Raw genomic sequence first — 21306 nt, 5'->3', positions numbered from 1 at the left:
CCGTCAGCCCAGCTCCAGCCAGAGCGAAAGCCCCGCACCCGGATTCTCCGGCGCTCCCTCCGCCACGATCCGCACCGCATCGGCGCGCACCCGATCGAGGATCGCTCCGGGTATGCCAGCCCCATGGTAAACGCGATCGGCCGCCCCCAGCAGCCGCGCCACACGCAGCGTCAGATCGTCCGGATCGCCCGACAGCAGCCGGATCCTTTCCAGCCGGGACGCCACAGGATCACCGCTCTGCGCCAACCAGGCGGAAACGGACCCGGCCACATCCTCCTTGAGCGGATCGATCATCCCGCCCGGCGCCAGCCCTGCGTCGATCGCCCGCCGTCGATCGCCGGCATCCGGCCACCGCACCCGGATCGCCGCCCGCGCGCCGAACAGCGCCTCCGCCAGCGCACCCAGCCGCGCGGGCAGCAAAACCTCCAGCCGTTGCCGCAGCGCCTTGGCCAGGCCCGCCGATGCGCCACCCGTGCCGATGGCGATCAGCACCGGATCACGGTCCACGATCGCGGGCAGGGTGAAATCGCACAGGTCCGGCCGGTCGGTCGCATTGACCAGCACGCCACGCCCGCGCAGCCGCGCCACCACCGCCTCATCGCCGTCGGATATGATGGCGATGCGCGCCTCCCCATCCTCTTCGCCGACGATGCGCGCGCCCGCCCGCTCCAGCAGGCGACGCTTGGCATCGGCCGCTTCGCCCTTGCCGGTCAGGATGACCGGTCGACCCGTCAACGCCAGGAAGACGGGCAGGCTCTTCATCAGGCAATCCAGTCGGGAATGATGTCGCCGTCGATCAGCGACTGGATCGGCGGGCGCCGCCGCACCACCGCCCATTTGTCGCCGGACACCAGCACTTCGGGGATCAGCGGCCGGCTATTATAGGTGCCCGCCATGGTCGCGCCATAGGCGCCCGCCGTCATGAAGGCGACCAGATCGCCCGCCCGCACCACGTCCATGTCGCGGTGCATGGCGAAGGTGTCGCCCGTCTCGCACACCGGCCCCACAACGTTGGCGGTCTCCCGCGCACCCACCGGCTTCACCGCGCGGATATCGTGCCAGGCGTCGTAAAGGCTGGGGCGCATCAGGTCGTTCATCGCCGCATCGACAATGACGAAAGGCGCCTGCGCGCCCTGTTTCACCCGCACCACGCGCGACAGCAGCGCACCGGCATTGCCGACGATCACACGGCCGGGTTCGAACATCAGCCGGACGTTCCAGCCCTGCGTCACTTGGCTCACCATCGCGCCATAGTCGGCCGGGCTGGGCGGCAACGGCTGCGCGGGATCATAGGGCACGCCCAGGCCACCGCCCAGATCAGCGGTGCGGATATCATGCCCCTCCGCCCGCAGCGCCGCGACCAGCGCGCCGACCTTGATGAAGGCCGCTTCCAGCGGGGCAAGGTCGGTCAACTGGCTGCCGATATGGACAGCAACGCCCTGCACATCCAGGCCGGGCAGAGCGCGCGCGGCGGCATAGCTTTCGATCGCCCGGTCATAGGGGATGCCGAACTTGTTTTCCGACTTTCCGGTCGAAATCTTGGCATGGGTGCCGGCATCGACATCGGGGTTGATGCGATAGGCGACGGACGCCACCTTCCCCATGGACAGCGCCACTGCGGACAGCATTTCGGCTTCCGGCTCGCTTTCCACATTGAACTGGTAGATGCCCTGCTCCAGCCCCAGGCGCATTTCTTCGGCGGTCTTGCCGACGCCGGAAAAGACGATGCGGCTGGCTGGAATCCCCGCCGCCACCGCGCGCAGCAATTCCCCGCCCGACACCACGTCCGCGCCCAGCCCCAGTTTCGCCAGCGTCGCCAGCACGGCCGCATTGGGATTGGCCTTGACCGCAAAGGCGATCAGCGGGTCGGCAAGCTGCGACAGGCCTTCGCGGAATACGCCGACATGACGCGCCAGCGTCGCGGTCGAATAGATATAGACAGGCGTGCCGACCGCCTGCGCGATCGCGTCCATCGGCACCTGCTCCACCTGCATGGCGCCGTCGACATAGGTGAAATGATCCAAGGTCTGTTCCTGCGTCTTCGATCTAAAAAATGCTATGCGTTAGTCGGGACAAACCCCAATTCCGTTCGGGCTGAGCTTGTCGAAGCCCTGCACTTTCCTGAAGAGAAAAGCAGCCCTTCGACAGGCTCAGGGCGAACGGCTCCTGGGTGAGTCTCTTTTATTTCGGATGCGCTTCGGGCGGCAGTTCGAATTCGTCATTGCCGCGCTGGCGCGACTGGGTCAGCAATTCCACGCTGCGCTCCGGGCGCGCTTGGATCGACGGCTGCATCAGGTCTGCGGCGGTCGGCGCGGTCGGCGCGCCCACCGGTATGGCGGGCAGCTTTTGCCCCTGCACCGGTTTCAGCGGCTGACGCCCGCCACAGGCGGTCAGCACCAGTGCGACCATGCCAAGCCCGACAAGCGTCCGCTTCTTCATGACCCAAGTTCCTCCCTGGCTTGCGCGATGCGCGCGCGCACCTGTGACGGCGCGGTGCCGCCATGGCTCTGCCGGCTGGCGACAGAGGCGTCGACCGTCAGCACCGCATAGATGCGATCGTCGATCCGCGCGTCAATCTCTTTCAGCGTCTCGATCGGCAATTGGTCAAGCGGCACGCCCGCCGTTTCCGCCGCCGCCACCGCGCGGCCGGTGATATGATGCGCCTCGCGGAACGGAATGCCGCCCTCGCGCACCAGCCAGTCGGCCAGGTCCGTCGCGGTGGCGAAACCGCTTTCGGCCAACCCCCGCATCCGGTCGGTGCGGAACGTCACCGTCTCGATCATGCCGGTCATCGCCGCGATCGACAGGCCCAGCAGGTCATGCGCCTCGAACACCGGCGGCTTGTCATCCTGCATGTCCTTGGAATAAGCGAGCGGCAGCCCCTTCATCGTGACGCACAGCGCGGTCATGCACCCCATGATCCGCCCGGCATGGCCGCGCACCAGTTCGGCCGCGTCGGGATTGCGCTTCTGCGGCATGATCGAGCTGCCGGTCGAATAGGCATCGGGCAGTTTCACGAAGCCGAAGGGCTGGCTCGCCCAGATGATGAACTCCTCCGCCAGCCGCGACAGATGCAGCGACGCCTGGGTCGCCGCCATCAGATAATCGAGCGCGAAGTCGCGATCGCTGACGCTGTCCAGGCTGTTGTCCGTCGGCTTGGCGAAACCCAGCGCCGCCGCCGTCGCATGACGATCGGTCGGAAAGCCGGTGCCGGCCAGCGCCGCCGCGCCCAGCGGGCATTCGTTGAGGCGCGCGCGCGCGTCGGCGAAGCGGCTGCGGTCGCGGCGTACCATCTCATAATAGGCCATCAGGTGATGGCCCAAAGTCACCGGCTGCGCGGATTGCAGATGGGTGAAGCCCGGCATCACCGCGTCGGCATTCTCCTCCGCCCGTGCGACCAGCGCGCGTTGCAGGCCGCCAAGCCCCGCCTCCACCTCGTCGATGGCGTCGCGCACCCACAGGCGAAAATCGGTCGCCACCTGGTCGTTGCGGCTGCGCGCGGTGTGCAGGCGGCCCGCCACCGGGCCGATCAGTTCGGCCAGCCGCGACTCCGTGACCATATGGATATCTTCCAGGTCCAGGTTCACCGGCACGCCATCGGCTTCATATTCTGCAGCGATGCGGTCCAGCCCGTCGCTGATCGCCTGCGCATCCTGCCCCTCGACGATGCCCTGCTTGGCCAGCATCGCGACATGCGCCTTGGACCCGGCGATATCCTGTTTCCACAATCGCTTGTCGAAGGGGATGGAGGCATTTATCTCACGCATGATCGATGCCGGGCCGGCGGCAAACCGGCCGCCCCACATGCTGTTGGAGCCTGCTCCCGTGATATCGTCGTTCCGCGCGCTAATGATACTGCTCCTGCCTGCCGCTTTGGCGGCCTGCGATAGGCAATCCCCGCCCCCGGAGCAAGACAATGCGGGCATCAGCGAAGAGGTTCCCGCGACGTCCGGAGAGGTAAAGGGTGTCGCCGCAGACAAGAAGGACAGCGCCTTCAACTACAAGCTGGACCGCAGCAAGGCGGGTGCCCCCGCCCCCGACTTCGCCTTCCTCGATCCCGACGGCGGGGAAAAGACGTTGCAGGATTTCGCCGGCCGGCCGCTACTGGTCAATCTCTGGGCGACCTGGTGCACACCCTGCGTCGCGGAAATGCCGACGCTCGACCGCATCGCCGCTGCGCACGGCGCCAGGGGACTGGCCGTCCTCACCATTTCGCAGGACAATACAGGCATGAAGGCGGTGAAGCCCTTCTTCGAAAAGCACAAGCTGCCCCATCTCAAGGGCTATGCCGATCCGGAGAATCATTTCGGCTTCCACTATGCGACCGGCCTCCTCCCCACCACCGTCATCTATGACGCCCATGGCAAGGAAATGGTGCGCGTGATCGGCGCGATGGATTGGGAAGGGCCGGAAGCCAAGGCGCTGATCGACGCGGCGCTGGCCACCTGACCCTTCACCGATCAGCGGACCGCCAAAACGAACGAAGCAGAAAAATCCACCATGCCAGTTTCGCGTCAAATGCATCGGCATCGATATAAAGTTATAAATCGCCGACCAATAGACAAGAATGCCACTTTGGCGCGGCTGGCACTTGAAATATTCGCTCTCTTCTAAAAATTGTGCGGTGCAATAGCGGCTTCTCTGAAACCATTCGTTCATCCCCCTGTCATCGATAATGCAAAAAAGGGGGCATGAATGACGCGACTATCCGCATTGAAGCTTTCACTGGTCCTGGCGTCGTCCTGGTCCGCCTGCGCCCTGGCACAGGACGCGCCGCAGGAACCGCAGGCCGATGGCGGCGCCGCCATTATCGTCACCGGCACGCGCCTCACCGGCATGAAGGCCGCAGACAGCCCGGCGCCGATCCAGTTGCTGGGCGCGGACGCGATCCAGCGCACCGGGTCGCCCGACATCATCCAGAGCCTGGCCCAGAACCTGCCGTCAGTGCAGGCCCAGGCCTTCGGTTCCGACCTTCAGGCCCATAATCTGCAGATGAAGCTGCGTGGCCTGTCGCCCAACCACACGCTGATCCTGGTCAACGGCAAGCGCCGCCACGGCACCGCCAACGTCTCGGTCGCGGGCGGCCCCTATGGCGGCAGCGCCGCACCCGACATCAGCTTCATCTCGCCCGATTCGATCGAGCGCGTCGAAGTGCTGCAGGACGGCGCCGCCGCCCAGTACGGCACGGACGCGATCGCGGGCGTCATCAACTTCATCCAGAAGAAGCGCGACCATGGCGGATCGCTCAATGCGACGGCAGGCGAATATTATGACGGCGGCGGCCGCACCTACGCCATTGGCGGCGACATCGGCCTCGCCCCGTTCGAGGGCGCCTATCTGAACATCGCCGCGCAGAAGAAGCGCAAGGGATACAGCTTCCGCGGCGACGTCAACCCCGAAGCCACATCCATGGTCGGCCGCTATCCCGCCATCGCCGACCTGCCCGGCTATCCCTACACCAACCGCATCGCCGGCGATCCGCAGATCAACCAGACGATCGTCAGCTACAATGCCGGCTATGAATTTGGCGAGTTCGAAGCCTATAGCTTCGGCAGCTACGGCCATAAAAAGGCCCGCGCCTGGGAAAACACCCGCAACCCGACCGTGATCTCCAAGACGGTCGATCCGGACGGCAGCTTCGTCGCGCCCGCCGACCGCAACGGTAACGAAACCACTGTCCTTCTCTACCCCGGCGGTTTCCAGCCGCGCGAAATGATCGACGAAACCGATTACAGCTTCACCGGCGGTTTCAAGGGCATGGTCGGCGCCACCAGCTTCGACATCGCCTCGACCTATGGCAAGGACATCATTCGCGTCCATGTCGAAAATTCCGGCAATTCGCAGCTTTATCGCGACACCGGCTTCACCCCGACCGAATTTCACAATGGCGATTTCATCGGCACGCAATGGAGCAACACGCTCGACCTGACGCACCAGTTCGACGTGGGCCTGGCCGAACCGATCAACATCGCGGGCGGTCTGGAATATCGGCGCGAAACCTATGAAATCGTGTCGGGCGACCCAGCGTCCTATTATGGCGCCGGTGCCCAGTCCTTCTTCGGCTACAGCCCGAACGACGCGGGCAAATATACGCGCAAGAATTTCTCGCAATATCTGGACATCAGCCTGAAGCCGACGGAAAATTGGCTGGTCGACGGCGCGGTGCGCCACGAACATTATAGCGACTTCGGCGACACCACCGTATTCAAGCTGACCAGCCGCTATGATTTCTCGGATGCGATCGCGGTGCGCGGCACCGTCAGCACCGGCTTCCGCGCGCCGACCCTGGCGGAAGGCGGCTATTCGGGCATCAATGTCGGCCCCAGCGGCATCAGCGGCGTGTTGCCCGCCAGTTCGGCGGCGGCCCAGTCGCTGGGCTTTGGCGGCCTGAAGCCTGAAAAGTCCACCAACTTCAGCGCCGGCCTGGTGCTGAACCCGCTGCCCAAGCTGACCGTGACGCTGGACGCCTATCATATCACGATCCGCGACCGCATCGTGATCTCCTCTTCCTTCTACGGCTTCCGTGGTCCCTTCTGTCCGGCAGGCTACCGGGAATCCGGCGCGTTCGACGCCAATCGCTGCAACGCCTTCAACGCCGCCGCTTATGCGCTCAACAACCAGCAGGCGGTGCTGGACGCAGTACGGGGCGCCCTGGGCGGGGAAATCCCGACCTATGTGCTGGAAAACACGAACGGCACGCGTAACATCGACGGCAGCGTCTCTGTCCAGACCTTCGCTAATGGCGTGAAGATGCGCACCACCGGCGTCGATCTGGTCGCCAACTATTCGACCAACCTGGGCGACTGGGGCAATGTCGACTGGTCCTACACGGCCAACTACAACAAGAACAAGGTGCTGAATGTCGCCGCACCGCCATCGACCCTGAACGTCGCGGGCGCCGCGCTGATCGATCGCTACAGCATCGCCCAGCTCGAAAACAGCACGCCCAAATTCCGGGCGACGCTGGGTGCCTATTGGTCGTTGGGCAAGTTCAGCGCCAACCTGCGCGAAAGCTATTATAGCTCGGTCTATGCGCTGGAAGTGTCGGCGGGCAACGGGCCGCTGGCGGGCGCCGACACCCGCGTCTATGCCAAGGCGGCGTTCGTCACCGACCTGGAACTGGGCTACAAGATTGCCGAACCGATCAAGCTGACGATCGGTGCGAACAATCTGTTCAACAAATATCCGACCGAACGCTCCTATGCCAATATCCGCGGGCCACAGCTCGCCGGCAATTCACGCACCTACTCGACCAATCTCTATCCGAACTTCTCGCCCTATGGCATCAATGGCGGCTATTATTACGCCCGTATCAACGTGAACTGGTAAGCATCGATAGAATGTGGAATTTTCGGGCCGCACTTGAAAAGGTGCGGCCCTTTTCTTGGGAGACGATGATGAAGATATTGACCGCGGCCGCCCTTCTCGCCGTGGCGATAGCCCCGCCCGCGCTGGCCCAGCCCGCCCCCGCGCCGCAGCCTCTTCCGGCCAAGCTCCCCTTCTCCCCAGCCGTGCGCGCGGGCGATATCCTCTTCCTGTCGGGCCAGATCGGCCAGGTGCCCGAGGGGATGGACCGCCACAAGGAAGGGTTCGACGCGGCCGTCCGGAACGCCATGGAGTCGATCGGCAAAATCCTGAAGGATAATGGCCTGGACTTTGGCCATGTCGTCAAATGCACGGTGATGCTGGACGACATGGCCGACTGGCCGCGCTTCAACGCCGCCTATTTGCCCTATTTCGAAGGAAAACGCCTCCCCGCCCGCAGCGCTTTCGGCGCAGACGGACTGGCCATGGGCGCACCGCTGGAAGTGGAATGCATCGCGGCGTTCGGGTGATGAGAATCTAGATGTTCCCCGGCGCAGGCCGGGGAACAGCAGGCTTGCGGATAGCGATCAAAACGCCCACGCCTCCCGCACCACCAGCACCGGCACGCCATCGCGCACCGGGAAGGCCAGGCCCGCCGCATCCGACACCAGCGCCCCGCGCGCCGCGTCCCAGCGCAGCGGCGTGCGCGTCACCGGACAGACCAGCTTTTCCAGCAGCCACGGATCGATCGGCGCAACCTCGTTCATTGTCCCATTCATTGCATGGTCGCTCCGCCGCCGCGCTCGATCCGGCCGACGATCTGCATCAACTGGATGATCCGTTCCGATCGCTCGGACAGGGTGTCGGCCTCCAGCAGGGTCTGCTTGGCCGCCGGGTCGAAGGGCGCGATCTGGGCGATGCCGTTGACCAGGGCCGTGTCGTCCAGCCCCGACACCGCGGTCCAGTCCACCACATAGCCCAATATCTCGGCGAAGCGCCGCGATTCCATCTCCAGCGCGGCGCGCTCGACGGCGGACAGCACCTCGTCCTCCTGTGGCGCCTGCTCCACATCGGCCTCGATCTGACGGAACTGCGTCGCCACCGCCAGTTCGCGCACCACGCGGAAGCGGGCAAGGCCGGTCAGGATGATGTTGAACCGCCCATCGTCCAGCGCCTCGATATGGCTGACATGGCCCAGGCAGCCCATGTCGAACAGAGGAGGGGCCAGCCCCTCCCCGCGCGGCTGGATCATACCGATACGCCGGTCGCGCGCCATCACGTCATGGATCAGCGCCCGGTAGCGCGGCTCGAAAATATGCAGCGGCAATTCCATGCCCGGCAGCAGCAGCGCACCGGCCAAAGGAAAGATCGAGACGCGCGTCAGCGGCATGGGCGTCAGGAAAAGAGGATCTGCGACAGCTTGCGCCGCTGCCCGGCGACCCAGGGGTCTTCCAGCCCGACCGCCTCGAAAATCCTGAGCAGTTGCGCCTTCGCCGCCCCGTCGTTCCACGCCCGGTCGCGCCGCACGATTTCCAACAGTGCATCGGCAGCGCCGTCACGGTCGCCATTGCCCATCAGGCCGCCCGCCAGTTCGAAACGCGCCGCATGATCGTCGGGATCAGCCGCCACCTTCGCCGCAACCCCCGAAAGGTCGGCGACAGGCTTCACGTCCCGCGCCAGCGCGACGGCAGCGCGCGCCTGGTCGATCGCGCCATGCTTCGCCACCTCATCGGGCAGCGCGGCCAGAACCGCCTCCGCCTCGTCTAGTTCGCCAAGCGCCACCAGCGCGCGCACCTGGCCCGAAGCGGCTTCGGCATTATCCGGCGCCATTTGGGCGATCTGGGTGAACACCGACAAAGCGCGCTCAGGCTCGCCACCCGCCAGCACTTCCTCGCCCATGGCGATCAGCGGCGCGACTTCCTGCGCCAGCGCCTTTTCGTCCGATTCGATCGGCAGTTGCGCCAATAGCTGGTCGAGATATTGCTTGAGTTGCCCCTCGGTGCGCGCCTGGCTCAGGTCCGCGACCGGCTGGCCCTGGAACACCGCATAGACGGTGGGAATCGACTGAACGCGAAACTGGCTGGCGATGAAGCCATTTTCGTCGACATTGACCTTGACCAGCTTCACGCCCTTGGCCGCATATTCCTCGCACACCTTCTCGATCACCGGGGCGAGCTGCTTGCAGGGACCGCACCATTCCGCCCAGAAGTCGACGATCACCAATTGCGTGCGCGAAGGCTCTACCACATCTTGGCGAAACGCTTCCAACGCCGTCTTTTCGGTGTCGCTCAATCCCAGGGTCGCCACGCTTCTATCTCCTGCCTATGCGGTCCAACTTGCCGCCGTCATACAGCGCCTTATGTGGGGCGTCACCCCTCTGGGACAAGGCAAGATGAGCACGCGCCGCGCACCGACGCGGTAGGGTTTGTTTGAAAATGCGCTCTTCCGCGCATTCTCAAACAAACCCACTCTCAAAGGAAATATTTGAGCTTGATATCCTGTTCGACCGCCGCGCCCGCCACGGTGAAGCTGGCCGATTTGAAGCTGGGCGCGCCGAAGCGGATCGCGGGATTGCGCGAAAAGCCCACGCCTTCACGCGGGATACCGGCGAAGGTGTCCAGCTTGCCATTACTATTTTCGTCATGGATGATGGCGATGGCATAATTGCCCGGCGCCAACTGGCCCAACGGCAACGGTCCGCCCGATGCCGGAACGGTGAAATGCCGTTTGTCCGGGTCCTTGCTGCAATCGGGGAAATGGTCGGGCGATCGGGTGACGCAGACCAGTATCTGCCCCTTGGTCGACCGCAACCCCTCCAGCCCCATGCTGAGCGGCTGGGGCTGGCCGACCGGGGCCGCGCCCACCAGACCCGTCATCGCCGCCAGCACCATGATATATCGCGTCACGCCTGCCCTTTCGCAAAGTCGCCCAGCCCCTTGTCGGTGCCGCACAACCTGTCCCAAAATCTGAAATAAAGTCCGTAATTACAACGATATATATCATGATGCCGCTGATGGTGGCTGGCGGTTATCAGCCATGCGCCCAGCGGCCCCCGCACCATCCAGCGCGGGAACATCTCCCACCCCATATGATTGCTCACCCCCATGACGGTCATGATCGTCAGCACCAGTCCCAGTGCGCCGACATGGATCGGGATCAGGAAGACCAGCGCCGGGATCACCACCGCGCCAGTGATCGCCTCCCACGGATGGAAGCTCATCGCCGCCCATGCCGTGGGCGGGCGGCTGGCATGATGGACCGCATGGGCAATCCGGAACAGTTTGGGCCGGTGCATCCAGCGATGGGTCCAATAGAACCATGTGTCGTGCGCGGCGAGATAGAGCAGTATCGAAACGGGCAGATACCAGAGCGGGTAGCTGTCCGGGTTGCTGTATATGCGGGTCCAGCCCCGCGCCTGCCAGCCCCAGGCGACCACGCCCGCCGGCACGCCATAGATCAGCGCGGACAGCAGCGACCAGCCGATCTCCCGCCCCATCTGCCTCTCCAGACCGCGATAGAGGCCCGGCTGGCGAATCCGCGTCGCCAGCGCAAACCCGCCGCTCGCCAGCAGATAGCGCACGCCGACAATGACGCTCATCGCCAGGGCGGACAGAAGGATGGCTGCGACCATGGGGCGGCTATACAGACTTCTGCCGCCGTCACGAACAGGATTGGTCGAGATTTCGTCCAGACGGAGCCGAAAAGCGTGATTTTCGAGTAACGGAGCGCAGCGTACTAAAAGTACGTGAGCACCGGAACGCAGAAAAGCGCGCTTTGCAGGCCCGTATGGGCGGAAGCTCGGCCGATCCTAGGTCCGAGGCCGTCCCTGGCGATAACTGCCCAGCATCCGCACCCATTTGGTGTGGAATTCCAGCTCGGCCAGCGCGCGGTCGACCGCCGGGTCGCCGGGCATCCCTTCGATATCGCAATAAAATTCCGTCGCGGCGAAGCTCGCCCCGCGCTGATAGCTTTCCAGCTTGGTCATATTGACCCCGTTGGTGGCGAAACCGCCCATCGCCTTGTACAGCGCGGCGGGGATATTCTTCACCTCGAACAGGAAGGTCGTCATGACCGGGCCGACATTGGCGACCGGCATCTTCGATTCGCGCGCCAGCACCAGGAAGCGCGTCATATTGTCGTCGCTATCCTCGATATTCTCGGCGATCAGGCGCAGGCCGTACAGCTCAGCCGCCAGATAGGGCGCGATCGCCCCTTCGCCCGGCGTCTTCGTTTCCGCCACCAGCGCCGCCGCGCCCGCCGTGTCGGCATAGGCGACCGGCTGGATGCCGCGTTCGCGCAGATAATGGCGGCACTGGCCCAGCGCCTGCGGATGGCTGATCGCGCTCTTCACCGGGGTCGTATCCGGCGCCATCAGGCAATGGCGGATGCGCAGGAAATATTCGTCGACGATCGACAGGCCCGATTCGGGCAGCAGGAAATGCATGTCCGCCACCCGCCCGTGCAGGCTGTTCTCGATCGGAATGATCGCCCGGGCGGCTTGGCCACTGCGCACGGCGTCGATCGCATCCTCGAACGCGAAGCAGGGCAGAGGCACGCAATCGGGCGCATAGCCGAGCGCCGCCAGATGCGAATTAGCGCCAGGCGCACCCTGATAAGCGACGGCGCGGACGGGATCGGCGGCGGCCTTGGCGGCGAGATCCGCGACAATTGCACGGGCGGGGGCGGGATAATTTTCCATGAACGCAAGCGCGCTTAAGGTTTCCGCCGCCTTCGCGCAAGCATTGCTCCGCCACGACAGCGCAATAGGGTTGAACCCGGCTTGCTTCACCGCGTGTCCCCCATTATGGCAACGCACAAGAGGGGGCGCATCCGACAGTCTCCAGAACAAAAATCTTAGGGAAGTCGAGCGAGATGGGCGATCGTTTCAATACCGTTGCGGGCTGGGCTTTGTTTGCGGGGATCATCGCCCTGGGTGGTGCGATCATCAGTTCGAAATATTATTCGTCCGAACGGCCAGAGAAGATGGGCTATGCCATCGAGGGCGTCGAGACGGAGGGCGAAGGCGCCGCCAGCGGCCCCAGCCTCAACACCCTGCTGGCCAGCGCGGACGTCGCGGCGGGCGAGAAGGTTTTCGCCAAATGCGCGGCCTGCCACACCGTCAACCAGGGCGGAGCCAACGGCATCGGTCCCAATCTCTACGCCACGGTCGGCGAAGGCATCGGCCAGGGCAAGGGCGGCTTCGCTTTCTCCGAAGCGCTCAAGAGCAAGGGCGGCAACTGGAGCTTCGACGCGCTGGATCACTGGCTGAAAAGCCCGCGTGAATTTGCGCCGGGCACCAAGATGACCTTTGCCGGCCTGGGCAATCCGGCCGACCGCGCCAACCTGATCGCATGGCTCAACACGCAAGGGTCGAACCTGCCCCTGCCCGCCGCCGATGCGGCCCCGGCTGCGGAAGGCGCCAATGCCGCCGCGCCCGGCAATGCGGCCAACGCCGCCGAAGCCCCGGCCGCAAACGCCACCAACACCAGCGAATGATGACCGCCTGTTGCGATGAGAATGGCTCATCGCAACAGGCCCGCTATTCCTAGAGGCGGGCCAAGGCCCGCGCGAGACGACAGGAAAGGGTGGAGTGTTTTCCATATTCTCGATCGTCACCCCAGCAACCCGAAGGGCGACCAAAGGTCAGCGCCGAGGTCTCAAGCGACTTGGCGCGTCATTGCCTGAGATGCCAGCCTACGCTGGCATGACGGATAAGGGTGGATTTTAGTCAGTCAGCTTTTGGGGAGATGACCGGCGATAGCTGACCTTACGCGGTAAAAATCATTCGGCATAATCGCCCATTGCGGACCTAGCTAGGACGGTAGAGTTCAAGCGCGCAAAAGATTAGCCCGCAAACTGTTCCGACAACTCCGGCGATGCGAAGGCGCTTCGGATCACGCAACCAAGGGTAGGCTTGGTAGCTGCGCTGTTCCTCAAAGAACTCGTTGTCACCCTGCGCAATCCGGGTTTCAACGGTCTGCGCTCGCTTGTGTGGCCACAGGGCCAGCGAGAGGCAGCTTAGCGTCATAACGATACCGTAGATCAGCAAAATAACGCCCCCCTTCAGACGAACGAGTCTAACATGGCCAACGGCAGCTAACTAACGCTTCCAGTCCCCCAGCGCCTCCAGCCCCGCCCTATCGCGCCGCCACCAGCAGCTTGTCGATCTTGCGCCCGTCCATGTCGACAATCTCGAATCGCCAGCCCTGATCCTCGGCGAAATCGCCCACTTCGGGCAGGCGCTTGAGCAGCCACAGCGCATGGCCCGCGACCGTCGCATAGTCGCGATCTTCCGACAGGTTGATGCCGATCCGCTCGGCTAGCTGGTCGATCGGCATCTGGCCCGACACCAGCAGGCTGCCATCCTCGCGCTCCACCAGATCGGGTTCGTCATAGGCGTCGCGGTCGGACGCGAAATGGCCGGCAATGGCGGACAGCAGGTCGGCGGGGGTCACGATTCCCTCGAAATGCCCATATTCGTCATGGACCATCACCATCGGCACGTCGGACCGGCGCAGCACTTCCAGCGCGTCCATCGCGTCGACCTGATCCGGCACCACTTCCGCCTTGCGCATGAGCGTTTCCAGGTTGAGCGGCTCGCCCCGGAACAGGGCGGCCATGATGTCGCGCGCCTGGACGATGCCGATAATATCCTCCACCGACCCGCGCCCCACCGGCAGGCGGGTGTGCGGCGTGTCGAGCAGTTCGGCGCGAATCGTCGCCTCGTCGGCGGCGATGTCGATCCAGTCGACATCCATGCGCTGGGTCATCACCTCGCGCACCGGCCGGTCGGCCAGGCGCACGACGCCGGAGATGATCGCCCGCTCGCTTTCCTCGATGACGCCCGACTTGCTCGCCTCCGCGACGATCAGGTGCAGTTCCTCGGCGGTGACATGGTTTTCCGATTCGCGGGTCATCCCCAGCAGCTTGAAGATCAGGCTGCTCGACGCATCCAGCACCCAGCCGACCGGACCGGTCAGCTTCGCCAGCCACAGCATCGGCGGCGCCACCAGCACGGCGATCGGTTCGGGCTGGCGCAGCGCGAATTGCTTGGGCACCAGTTCGCCGACGATAAGGGACGCATAGGTGGTGAGGCCGATGACCAGCACGAAGCCCAGATTCTCGGCGGTGTTGGGGGAAAGCCCCAACCCTTCCAGGCGATCGCCCACCGGCCCGCCCAGGCTGGCGCCCGAATAGGCGCCCGACAGGATACCGATCAGGGTGATGCCGATTTGGACGGTGGACAGGAACTTGCCGGGGTCCGCCGCCAGCGCCAGCGCCGTCCGTGCGCCGCTGCGCCCGGCCTTCTCCATCGCCTGCAGCCGTGGCTTGCGGGCGGACACGATGGCCAGCTCCGACATGGCGAAGACACCATTCACGGCGACAAGCGCCAGGATGATGACAAGGTCTACCCAGGGGAAGGGCGTCGGATTGGGAGGGGGGATCGTGGCCATGGCGGTCAGCTTCCTCCTATAAACGCTAATCTTTCAATTTCACAACATCGGCATCATCGCCAGTTCAGTTCGCTTGTGGAACAAGACGCGCAGCTCAGTTATTGTTGGGGGCATCCGCTCCACCGGGCGATACGACAAGGGAACAGGATCATGAGGATTTCTCACCGCATCATCGGCGCCGCGGGCCTGGCTGCGATGCTCGCCACGACCGCCTGCACCACCGACCCGGAGACGGGCCAGCGGAGCATTTCCAAGGCTGCGATCGGCGGCATCGGCGGCGCACTGGGCGGCTATCTGCTGGGCGATCTGGTCGGCGGCCGCAACGACCGCACTGAAAAGATCCTGGGCGCGGGCATCGGCGCAGTGGCCGGTGCGGGCGTCGGCGCCTATATGGACGCGCAGGAGCGTAAACTGCGTGAGGAAACCGCCGGCTCCGGCGTCGACGTGATTCGCGACGGCGACAATCTCCTGCTCCGTATGCCGTCGGGCATCACCTTCGCGTTCAACAAGGCGGACGTGCAGCCGCAGTTCCAGCCGACGCTGAACGATGTCGCATCGGTCCTGGCGCAATATCCCAAAACCTATATCGACGTGTACGGCCACACCGACAGCGATGGCTCCGACGCCTATAATCAGACGCTGTCGGAACGCCGCGCCCAATCGGTCGCCGATTATCTGATCGGCCACGGCGTCCAGTCGGCCCGTATCGGCACCCGCGGCTTTGGCGAGAGCCAGCCGATCGCGTCGAACGCGACCGAGGAAGGCAAGGCCGCCAATCGCCGCGTCGAAATCAAGATCGCGCCTGTCACCGAAGCCGACGTGAAGGGCTGAGCTAGGGCGGATCGACATTCACAGTTTGGCGCTTCCCAAGCTGTCATGCCGGACTTGATCCGGCATCCAGGGCCACAAAAGGCGTCGCCTCCGACTCTGGATGCCGGATCAAGTCCGGCATGACGTTGAGAATGAGGCTAAGGCTTCCGCTTTAACCTGAATGTCGATCTGAGCTAGGCCCCGGCGCGGGCGGCAAGCGCCTGCGTCATCAGTTCCAATGCCGCCCGCTCCGTCGCCGGATCGGGCGGCAAACGGCCGTCCAGCGCCAATGTGGCGAGGCCATGGACCAATCCCCAGCAGGTCAGCACCCCTGCCCCGGCCTGATCGGGCGCCAGTTCGGCCACCCGCCGCACCATCAGCGCATAGGCGCCCAGACATTGTTCATGCGGCAATTCCAGGCCCGCGCCATCGGCGAACATCAGCCGGAACAGCGCCGGGTGCCGACGAGCGAAGGCAATATAGGCCAATCCCTGCCCCGTCAGAGCGTCCGCAGCCGAATCGCCGATGGAATCGGCGGTGGCTGCATCCGCCTCCAGCATCGCAAAACCGCGCAGGGCCACCGCCGCCATCAACGCGGCCTTGTCGGCGAAATGGCGATAGGGCGCCATGGCCGATACTGCCGCCGATCGCGCCACCGCGCGCAGGCTGAGATCGCTTTCTCCCGCTTCCAACAGGGCAAGCGCGCAGTCGACCAGACGAGCGTGCAGCGATGAAGTCATGTCTTTGGCCATAGCATGTTTACACCGTAATCATTCCTGGGTATGTTTACATCATAAACATCGCCGAGTCCTATCATGCAAGTCCGTCAATCCGTCGACCTCGACGTCTATCCCGATCTGATCGTCATCCTGCTCGGCTTCCGCGTGTCACGCCTGCGCGGCCTGCTGTCGCTGCTGCGCATCGGCCGCGGCCTGCGCAGGATCGAGCGTGACCCGCCCGAAGGGCTGCTGGGCCATGAACAGTTTCTTTTTGCCTGGAACCATATCGGCATCCGCCAATATTGGCGCGACCTCGACAGCCTGGAGCGCTTCACCTGCGCCATGCCCCATATCGGCTGGTGGCGCGACTTCGCCAGGGGTGATGGCGGCGCGGGCTTCTGGCATGAAACATATAGCCGCAACGGCATGATGGAGGCGGTCTATATCGACATGCCCCAGCCTATCGGCTTCGGCCGCTTCGCGCCGCCGCTGGCGCCCGTCGGTCCGTTCCTCTCAGCACGATCGCGGATGAAACGGACCTAAACCCTCCCCTGCCAGGGGAAGGTTTCTTATGCTCGACCGCTACTCTAAAAACTCGCCTTCAATCCGTCAATCACGAACTGGGCTGCCAGCGCCGCCAGTAGCACGCCCAGCAGGCGGGTGATGACCGCCTCGATCTTGCGCCCCAGCATCGCCATCAACGGCCCGGCCGCGAGCAGCGCGCCCAGCATCAGCGCCAGCGTCAGCACCACCGCGCCCAGCACGACCATCCGTTCCGACAGGCCGTTGGCGCGCGACATCAGCAGCATGACCGTGGCGATCGATCCCGGCCCGGCGATCATCGGCATCGCCATGGGAAAGACCGAGACATCCTCGACATGCGGCTCTTCGGTGCTGATCTTCTGCGCCCGGTCCTCGCGCCGCTGGGTGCGTTTTTCGAACACCATGTCCATGGCGATCATGAACAGCATGATGCCGCCGGCAATGCGGAAGCTGTCGAGCGCAATGCCCAGCACGCCCAGCAATTGCTTGCCCCAAAGCGCGAAGACCAGCAGGATCGCCGCCGCAATGCCGACCGCGCGGATCGCCATCGCCTGGCGCTGCGCCTGGTTCGCCCCTGCGGTCAGGCTGGCATAGATGGGCGCACAGCCCGGCGGGTCGATCACCACGAACAGGGTGACGAAGGCGGAAAGGAACAAAGCGGTCATGATCCAGCCTTCACCCGGTCGTCGATGACGGTTTCATAGGCCTCGCCGGTCCACATCCTCACGGTGACGCGACGGCTGTTGTCGACAGCGGCATCGGCGGTCCAGACCAGACTTTCGTCCGGCGGCGGGGCGATCTCTCCAGGTTTGCCGCCCGGCGGCGGCGGCGGCGGCGGCGGACCATCCGGACGCGCGCCGCGCTTGCAGGTGGCGACCTTGCCGGTCAGGAACTCCGGCGTCGCGCGCGGGGTGGCCAGCGTGTCGCCATGGTCGAGAATCCACTGCCAGCGGCCCTTCTTGCCGCGACGCCAGATGGTGGTGAAATAGCCGACCGATCCGTCGGGCCGTGTCCATTCGCCAGTGCTGGCGGCCAGGTTGCCGTCGCAGGACACATAGACGATCGACGGCGCCCATTTGACCGAAGCGGGCGGATCGGCCTGTTTCCTCAGCCAATCCTGCGCCAGCACCTTCTGCGGCACGAACATCACCGCATCCTCGGCGGCGGTCTCACGGAACGCGGTCCATTGCCCCTTTTCCTGCGCCAGCCGGTTGAAGGCGATCTCCGCCGCGATCACGGAACTGGGATCAGGCTGGAAACGCAAAGGCGGCTTCGCTGCCATCACGGCAGCGGGCAGCACCACGGCCCCCAAGGTCAGCAGGGCAAGTCGCGCCCTCACAGCCCCTCGGGCTTCGCCAGCCCGGCGCGCGCATGGGCGGCGACCAGCGTATTGCGCAGCAGCACCGCGATGGTCATCGGCCCGACGCCGCCCGGTACCGGGGTGATGGCGCCGACATGGGCCAGCGCTTCGGCGGTGGCGACGTCGCCGACGATGCGGCTCTTGCCATCCTCGGTATCGGTGATGCGGTTGATGCCGACGTCGATCACGGTCGCGCCGGGCTTGATCCATTCGCCCTTCACCATCTCCGCCCGGCCGACGGCGGCGACGACGATGTCCGCACGGTGAACGACGCTGGCCAGGTCGCGGGTGCGGCTGTGCGCCAGGGTGACGGTCGCATTCTCCGCCAACAGCAACTGCGCCATCGGCTTGCCTACGATGTTGGAGCGGCCGACAACCACCGCCTCCAGGCCGCTCAGGTCGCCCAGCTCGTCCTTCAGCAACATGATGCAGCCCATCGGCGTGCAGGGCACCAGCGCCTCCTGCCCCGTAGCGAGACGGCCGGCATTGACGACATGGAAGCCGTCCACATCCTTGGCCGGGTCGATCGCGCCGATCACGGCGGCCTCGTCGATATGGCTGGGGAGCGGCAACTGGACCAATATGCCGTCGACCCGCTCGTCGTGATTCAGCTCCTCGATCAGGTCGAGCAGATCATCCTCGCCGATGCTGTCCGGGCGCTTGAACTCGAAGCTCTCCATGCCGGAAGCGACAGTCATCTTGCCCTTGGAGCGGACATAGACGCTGCTCGCCGGATCTTCGCCGACCAGCACGACCGCCAGCCCCGGCTTGCGACCGGCCTGTGCGACGAAGCCCACGACGCCCTCGGCCACCTTGTCGCGCAGTCCCGCCGCAAAGGCCTTGCCGTCGATGATCTTGCCGATGGTCATGTCGTTTCTATCCATGTTTCGATGAGGGCGGTCAGGCGCGTCAACGCATTGCCTCCGCCAATGATCCTCAGCCGCTTTAGCCGGTTGGTGTCGCCCGATTCCAGCAAAATCGCGCCTTTGGACCAATCCAGCCGTTTCGCCAGCAGGGCGATCAAGGCCGCATTGGCCTTGCCCTTTTCCGGCACGGCGCGGACGCGGGCGGACAGCCAGCGCGCGCCCTTCCCGTCCGTCCAGCCGCCGCCGGCCGCTTCCTTCGCCGATCCGGGGGTCAGCCGGACACTGAGCAGCAGGTCGTCGCCGGACTGGCTCCAGGCCGTCACACCATGCCGAAGAGCGGCGGCAACACAGCCTGACGGATGATGAGGATGGCGAGCAGCACGACCATGGGCGACAGGTCGAGCGCGCCCAGGTCCGGCATCACCCGGCGGATCGGGTTGTAGATCGGCGCGGTCATCCGATCGAGCGCGACCATCACCGTGCGGACGAAGTCATTGCCCATGTTGACGACATTGAAAGCGATCAGCCAGCTCATGATCGCCTGGATGATGATGATCCACCACAGCACATCCAGAAGGATGACGATGATCTGATAGAGCGCGTAGGCCATGGTGTCTCCGTTGATATATGTGGCCGCTCTAGCCGAGGCGGCACCTCCGCCACAAGCCCCGGCACCAGCGTTATGCGATGCATATTCCACCAACGACGGGACAAATTCGATGCACGCGCTATAGGGAAGCCATGAACTTCCGACACGCCACCCCCGCCGACGCCCCATTGATCGCCGCCATGCATGTGCAAAGCTGGCGCATCGCCTATGCCCATATCATGGACCCGGCCTATCTGGCGGGCGGGATCGAGGCGAATCGGCTGGCGACCTGGACGCAGCGGCTGGAAGCGCCGCAACTGGGGCAGCGGGTCATCATCGCCGAGCGGGAGGGACAGCCGATCGGCTTCACCTGCGTCATCGGCGGGTCCGATCCGCGCTGGGGCACTCTGGTCGACAATCTCCACGCGCTGCCCGCCGCCAAGGGGAGCGGGATCGGCACCGCGCTGCTGGACCAGGCGGTCCGCTGGGCGATAGAAGGCTGGCCAGATGCGGGGCTGTTCCTCTGGTGCTACACTGACAATGTCGCGGCGCGCGGCTTTTACGCGGCGCGTGGCGGCGTGGAAGTGGAGGACTGGGACAAGCCGGGGCCGGATGGCCGGACGCTGGCGGAAAAGCGGATAGCGTGGCGTGATCCGAGGGTGCTGATGCGCTCATAATCCCCTCCCGTAAACGGGAGGGGGGAGAGATCGTCTTACTTCCGCACCAGCGTACCCGCGCCGCGATCGGTGAAGATTTCGAGCAACATCGCGTGCGGCACCCGGCCGTCAAGGATGACGGCGGCGTCCACCCCGCTCTCGACCGCGCGGACGCAGGTTTCCAGCTTGGGGATCATGCCCCCGCTGATCGTGCCGTCGGCCTCCAGCCCATGGATCGCCTCCGGGTCGAGGTCGGTCAGCAACTGCCCCTGCTTGTCGAGCACGCCCGGCACGTCGGTCAGCAGGAAGAAGCGCGACGCCTTCAGCTCCGCCGCGATCGCACCCGCCATGGTATCCGCGTTGACATTATAGGTATGGCCGTCCGTGCCGATGCCCACCGGGGCGACGACGGGGATGATGCCATCCTGCGCCAGCGTGTCGAGAATCCGGCGATCGACCGAGACGGGATCGCCGACAAAGCCCAGGTCGACATTGCGCTCGATCCCCGAATTGGGATCCGCCTCGCGCTTGCCCAGCACCTTTTCGCACAGGACCAGGCCGCCATCCTTACCCGATATGCCGACCGCGCGGCCGCCCGCGCCGGCGATCCAGCCGACGATTTCCTTGTTGATCGAACCGGCCAGCACCATTTCGGCGATCTTGGCGGTTTCGGAGTCGGTGACGCGCAGGCCGCCGACGAACTGCGATTCGACGCCCAGCTTCTTGAGCATCGCGCCGATCTGCGGCCCGCCGCCATGGACGACGACGACATTGATGCCGACCGCCTTCATCAGCACCACATCCTCGGCGAAATCGCGCGCCGCTTCCGGATCGCCCATGGCGTGGCCGCCATATTTGACAACGAAGGTCTTGCCCGCATAACGCTGCATATAGGGCAGCGCTTCGACGAGGGTTTCAGCCTTGGCGAGGAGGGCCGGATCGGGGGCGTGCTTGCTGTTCATGCGCGCGCGCTTAAGGCCATATGCCCGCTACCGCAAGAAAAG

The 21306-nt window shown here is 64.7% G+C and carries 25 protein-coding genes; 7 read left to right on the top strand and 18 right to left on the bottom strand.

Annotation, left to right across the window (positions count from 1 at the left end; genetic code table 11):
• Positions 1–3 precede the first annotated feature (3 nt).
• The 4 genes from MOK15_RS15760 to argH form a co-directional block, all read right to left on the bottom strand.
• Complete coding sequence (locus tag MOK15_RS15760; protein ID WP_242932466.1) at positions 4–762, bottom strand: bifunctional precorrin-2 dehydrogenase/sirohydrochlorin ferrochelatase; 759 nt, start codon at positions 760–762, stop codon at positions 4–6.
• Positions 762–2024 carry a diaminopimelate decarboxylase gene (gene lysA / locus MOK15_RS15755; RefSeq protein WP_242932465.1) on the bottom strand — a complete coding sequence of 421 codons (1263 nt, stop codon included), beginning with the start codon at positions 2022–2024 and terminating at the stop codon, positions 762–764. Before lysA ends, MOK15_RS15760 begins: the two co-directional genes overlap by 1 nt.
• 157 nt (positions 2025–2181) lie before the next feature.
• A complete protein-coding gene (locus tag MOK15_RS15750) occupies positions 2182–2439 on the bottom strand; it encodes a hypothetical protein (RefSeq protein WP_242932464.1) in 258 nt (85 codons plus the stop codon).
• Complete coding sequence (argH, locus tag MOK15_RS15745) at positions 2436–3806, bottom strand: argininosuccinate lyase (protein WP_242932463.1); 1371 nt, start codon at positions 3804–3806, stop codon at positions 2436–2438. The genes MOK15_RS15750 and argH overlap by 4 nt, the downstream gene beginning before the upstream one ends.
• Positions 3807–3849: 43 nt before the next feature.
• On the opposite strand from argH, the gene MOK15_RS15740 reads away from it, so the two are divergent.
• From MOK15_RS15740 to MOK15_RS15730, 3 genes are all read left to right on the top strand, one after another.
• A complete protein-coding gene (locus MOK15_RS15740) occupies positions 3850–4449 on the top strand; it encodes a TlpA disulfide reductase family protein (protein ID WP_242932462.1) in 600 nt (199 codons plus the stop codon).
• 246 nt (positions 4450–4695) lie between these two features.
• Positions 4696–7329: a TonB-dependent receptor gene (locus tag MOK15_RS15735; protein WP_242932461.1), complete on the top strand. Its 2634-nt coding sequence runs from the start codon at positions 4696–4698 to the stop codon at positions 7327–7329.
• Between the two features lie 65 nt (positions 7330–7394).
• Positions 7395–7835, top strand: coding sequence for a RidA family protein (locus MOK15_RS15730; RefSeq protein ID WP_242932789.1), 441 nt, complete (start codon positions 7395–7397; stop codon positions 7833–7835).
• 57 nt (positions 7836–7892) lie between these two features.
• On the opposite strand, the gene MOK15_RS15725 is transcribed toward MOK15_RS15730, so the two are convergent.
• The 6 genes from MOK15_RS15725 to MOK15_RS15700 all read right to left on the bottom strand — a co-directional run bounded on the left by MOK15_RS15725 (position 7893) and on the right by MOK15_RS15700 (position 12004).
• Positions 7893–8084: a Trm112 family protein gene (locus MOK15_RS15725; RefSeq protein WP_242932460.1), complete on the bottom strand. Its 192-nt coding sequence runs from the start codon at positions 8082–8084 to the stop codon at positions 7893–7895.
• Entirely contained in the window at positions 8081–8695 is a 615-nt protein-coding gene (locus MOK15_RS15720; protein WP_242932459.1) for an LON peptidase substrate-binding domain-containing protein, read from the bottom strand. The genes MOK15_RS15725 and MOK15_RS15720 overlap by 4 nt, the downstream gene beginning before the upstream one ends.
• 5 nt (positions 8696–8700) lie before the next feature.
• Positions 8701–9612 carry a tetratricopeptide repeat protein gene (locus MOK15_RS15715; RefSeq protein ID WP_242932458.1) on the bottom strand — a complete coding sequence of 304 codons (912 nt, stop codon included), beginning with the start codon at positions 9610–9612 and terminating at the stop codon, positions 8701–8703.
• Between the two features lie 164 nt (positions 9613–9776).
• A complete protein-coding gene (locus tag MOK15_RS15710; RefSeq protein WP_242932788.1) occupies positions 9777–10196 on the bottom strand; it encodes a DUF2141 domain-containing protein in 420 nt (139 codons plus the stop codon).
• An 11-nt stretch (positions 10197–10207) separates the two neighbouring features.
• Entirely contained in the window at positions 10208–10936 is a 729-nt protein-coding gene (locus MOK15_RS15705) for a sterol desaturase family protein (RefSeq protein ID WP_242932457.1), read from the bottom strand.
• Positions 10937–11113: 177 nt separating this feature from the next.
• Positions 11114–12004, bottom strand: a complete 891-nt coding sequence (locus MOK15_RS15700) for a prephenate dehydratase (protein WP_242932787.1) — start codon at positions 12002–12004, stop codon at positions 11114–11116.
• A gap of 173 nt (positions 12005–12177) precedes the next feature.
• On the opposite strand from MOK15_RS15700, the gene MOK15_RS15695 reads away from it, so the two are divergent.
• On the top strand, positions 12178–12801 hold the full coding sequence (locus tag MOK15_RS15695) for a cytochrome c family protein (RefSeq protein ID WP_242932456.1): 624 nt from the start codon (positions 12178–12180) through the stop codon (positions 12799–12801).
• Between the two features lie 641 nt (positions 12802–13442).
• On the opposite strand, the gene MOK15_RS15690 is transcribed toward MOK15_RS15695, so the two are convergent.
• Positions 13443–14759, bottom strand: coding sequence for a hemolysin family protein (locus MOK15_RS15690; protein ID WP_242932455.1), 1317 nt, complete (start codon positions 14757–14759; stop codon positions 13443–13445).
• 150 nt (positions 14760–14909) lie between these two features.
• Between MOK15_RS15690 and MOK15_RS15685 the strand changes: the two genes are divergently transcribed.
• A complete protein-coding gene (locus MOK15_RS15685; RefSeq protein WP_242932454.1) occupies positions 14910–15590 on the top strand; it encodes an OmpA family protein in 681 nt (226 codons plus the stop codon).
• 173 nt (positions 15591–15763) lie between these two features.
• Here the strand turns inward: MOK15_RS15685 and MOK15_RS15680 are convergent, their stop codons facing one another.
• Positions 15764–16309 (bottom strand): TetR-like C-terminal domain-containing protein, encoded by a 546-nt coding sequence (locus MOK15_RS15680; protein ID WP_242932453.1) that lies wholly within the window; start codon positions 16307–16309, stop codon positions 15764–15766.
• Positions 16310–16384: 75 nt separating this feature from the next.
• Here MOK15_RS15680 and MOK15_RS15675 point away from each other — a divergent pair, with 75 nt between their 5' ends.
• Positions 16385–16831 (top strand): DUF4188 domain-containing protein, encoded by a 447-nt coding sequence (locus MOK15_RS15675; protein WP_242932452.1) that lies wholly within the window; start codon positions 16385–16387, stop codon positions 16829–16831.
• 44 nt (positions 16832–16875) lie between these two features.
• Here the strand turns inward: MOK15_RS15675 and MOK15_RS15670 are convergent, their stop codons facing one another.
• From MOK15_RS15670 to MOK15_RS15650, 5 genes are read right to left on the bottom strand one after another with little or no spacing between them, the layout of a single operon-like run.
• Positions 16876–17496 (bottom strand): MarC family protein, encoded by a 621-nt coding sequence (locus MOK15_RS15670; protein ID WP_242932451.1) that lies wholly within the window; start codon positions 17494–17496, stop codon positions 16876–16878.
• On the bottom strand, positions 17493–18170 hold the full coding sequence (locus tag MOK15_RS15665; protein WP_242932450.1) for a hypothetical protein: 678 nt from the start codon (positions 18168–18170) through the stop codon (positions 17493–17495). Before MOK15_RS15665 ends, MOK15_RS15670 begins: the two co-directional genes overlap by 4 nt.
• On the bottom strand, positions 18167–19060 hold the full coding sequence (folD, locus tag MOK15_RS15660; RefSeq protein WP_242932449.1) for a bifunctional methylenetetrahydrofolate dehydrogenase/methenyltetrahydrofolate cyclohydrolase FolD: 894 nt from the start codon (positions 19058–19060) through the stop codon (positions 18167–18169). Before folD ends, MOK15_RS15665 begins: the two co-directional genes overlap by 4 nt.
• On the bottom strand, positions 19057–19380 hold the full coding sequence (locus tag MOK15_RS15655; protein WP_242932448.1) for a DUF167 family protein: 324 nt from the start codon (positions 19378–19380) through the stop codon (positions 19057–19059). Before MOK15_RS15655 ends, folD begins: the two co-directional genes overlap by 4 nt.
• Positions 19377–19667 carry a YggT family protein gene (locus MOK15_RS15650; RefSeq protein WP_242932447.1) on the bottom strand — a complete coding sequence of 97 codons (291 nt, stop codon included), beginning with the start codon at positions 19665–19667 and terminating at the stop codon, positions 19377–19379. Before MOK15_RS15650 ends, MOK15_RS15655 begins: the two co-directional genes overlap by 4 nt.
• 131 nt (positions 19668–19798) lie before the next feature.
• Here MOK15_RS15650 and MOK15_RS15645 point away from each other — a divergent pair, with 131 nt between their 5' ends.
• Positions 19799–20323, top strand: coding sequence for a GNAT family N-acetyltransferase (locus tag MOK15_RS15645; protein WP_242932446.1), 525 nt, complete (start codon positions 19799–19801; stop codon positions 20321–20323).
• A gap of 35 nt (positions 20324–20358) precedes the next feature.
• Here the strand turns inward: MOK15_RS15645 and argB are convergent, their stop codons facing one another.
• On the bottom strand, positions 20359–21264 hold the full coding sequence (gene argB, locus MOK15_RS15640) for an acetylglutamate kinase (protein ID WP_242932445.1): 906 nt from the start codon (positions 21262–21264) through the stop codon (positions 20359–20361).
• Positions 21265–21306: the final 42 nt, after the last annotated feature.

It is taken from the genome of Sphingobium sp. BYY-5 (genome assembly GCF_022758885.1).
Taxonomy (GTDB): Bacteria; Pseudomonadota; Alphaproteobacteria; order Sphingomonadales; family Sphingomonadaceae; genus Sphingobium.
This window is presented reverse-complemented; position numbering and strand designations above follow the sequence as displayed.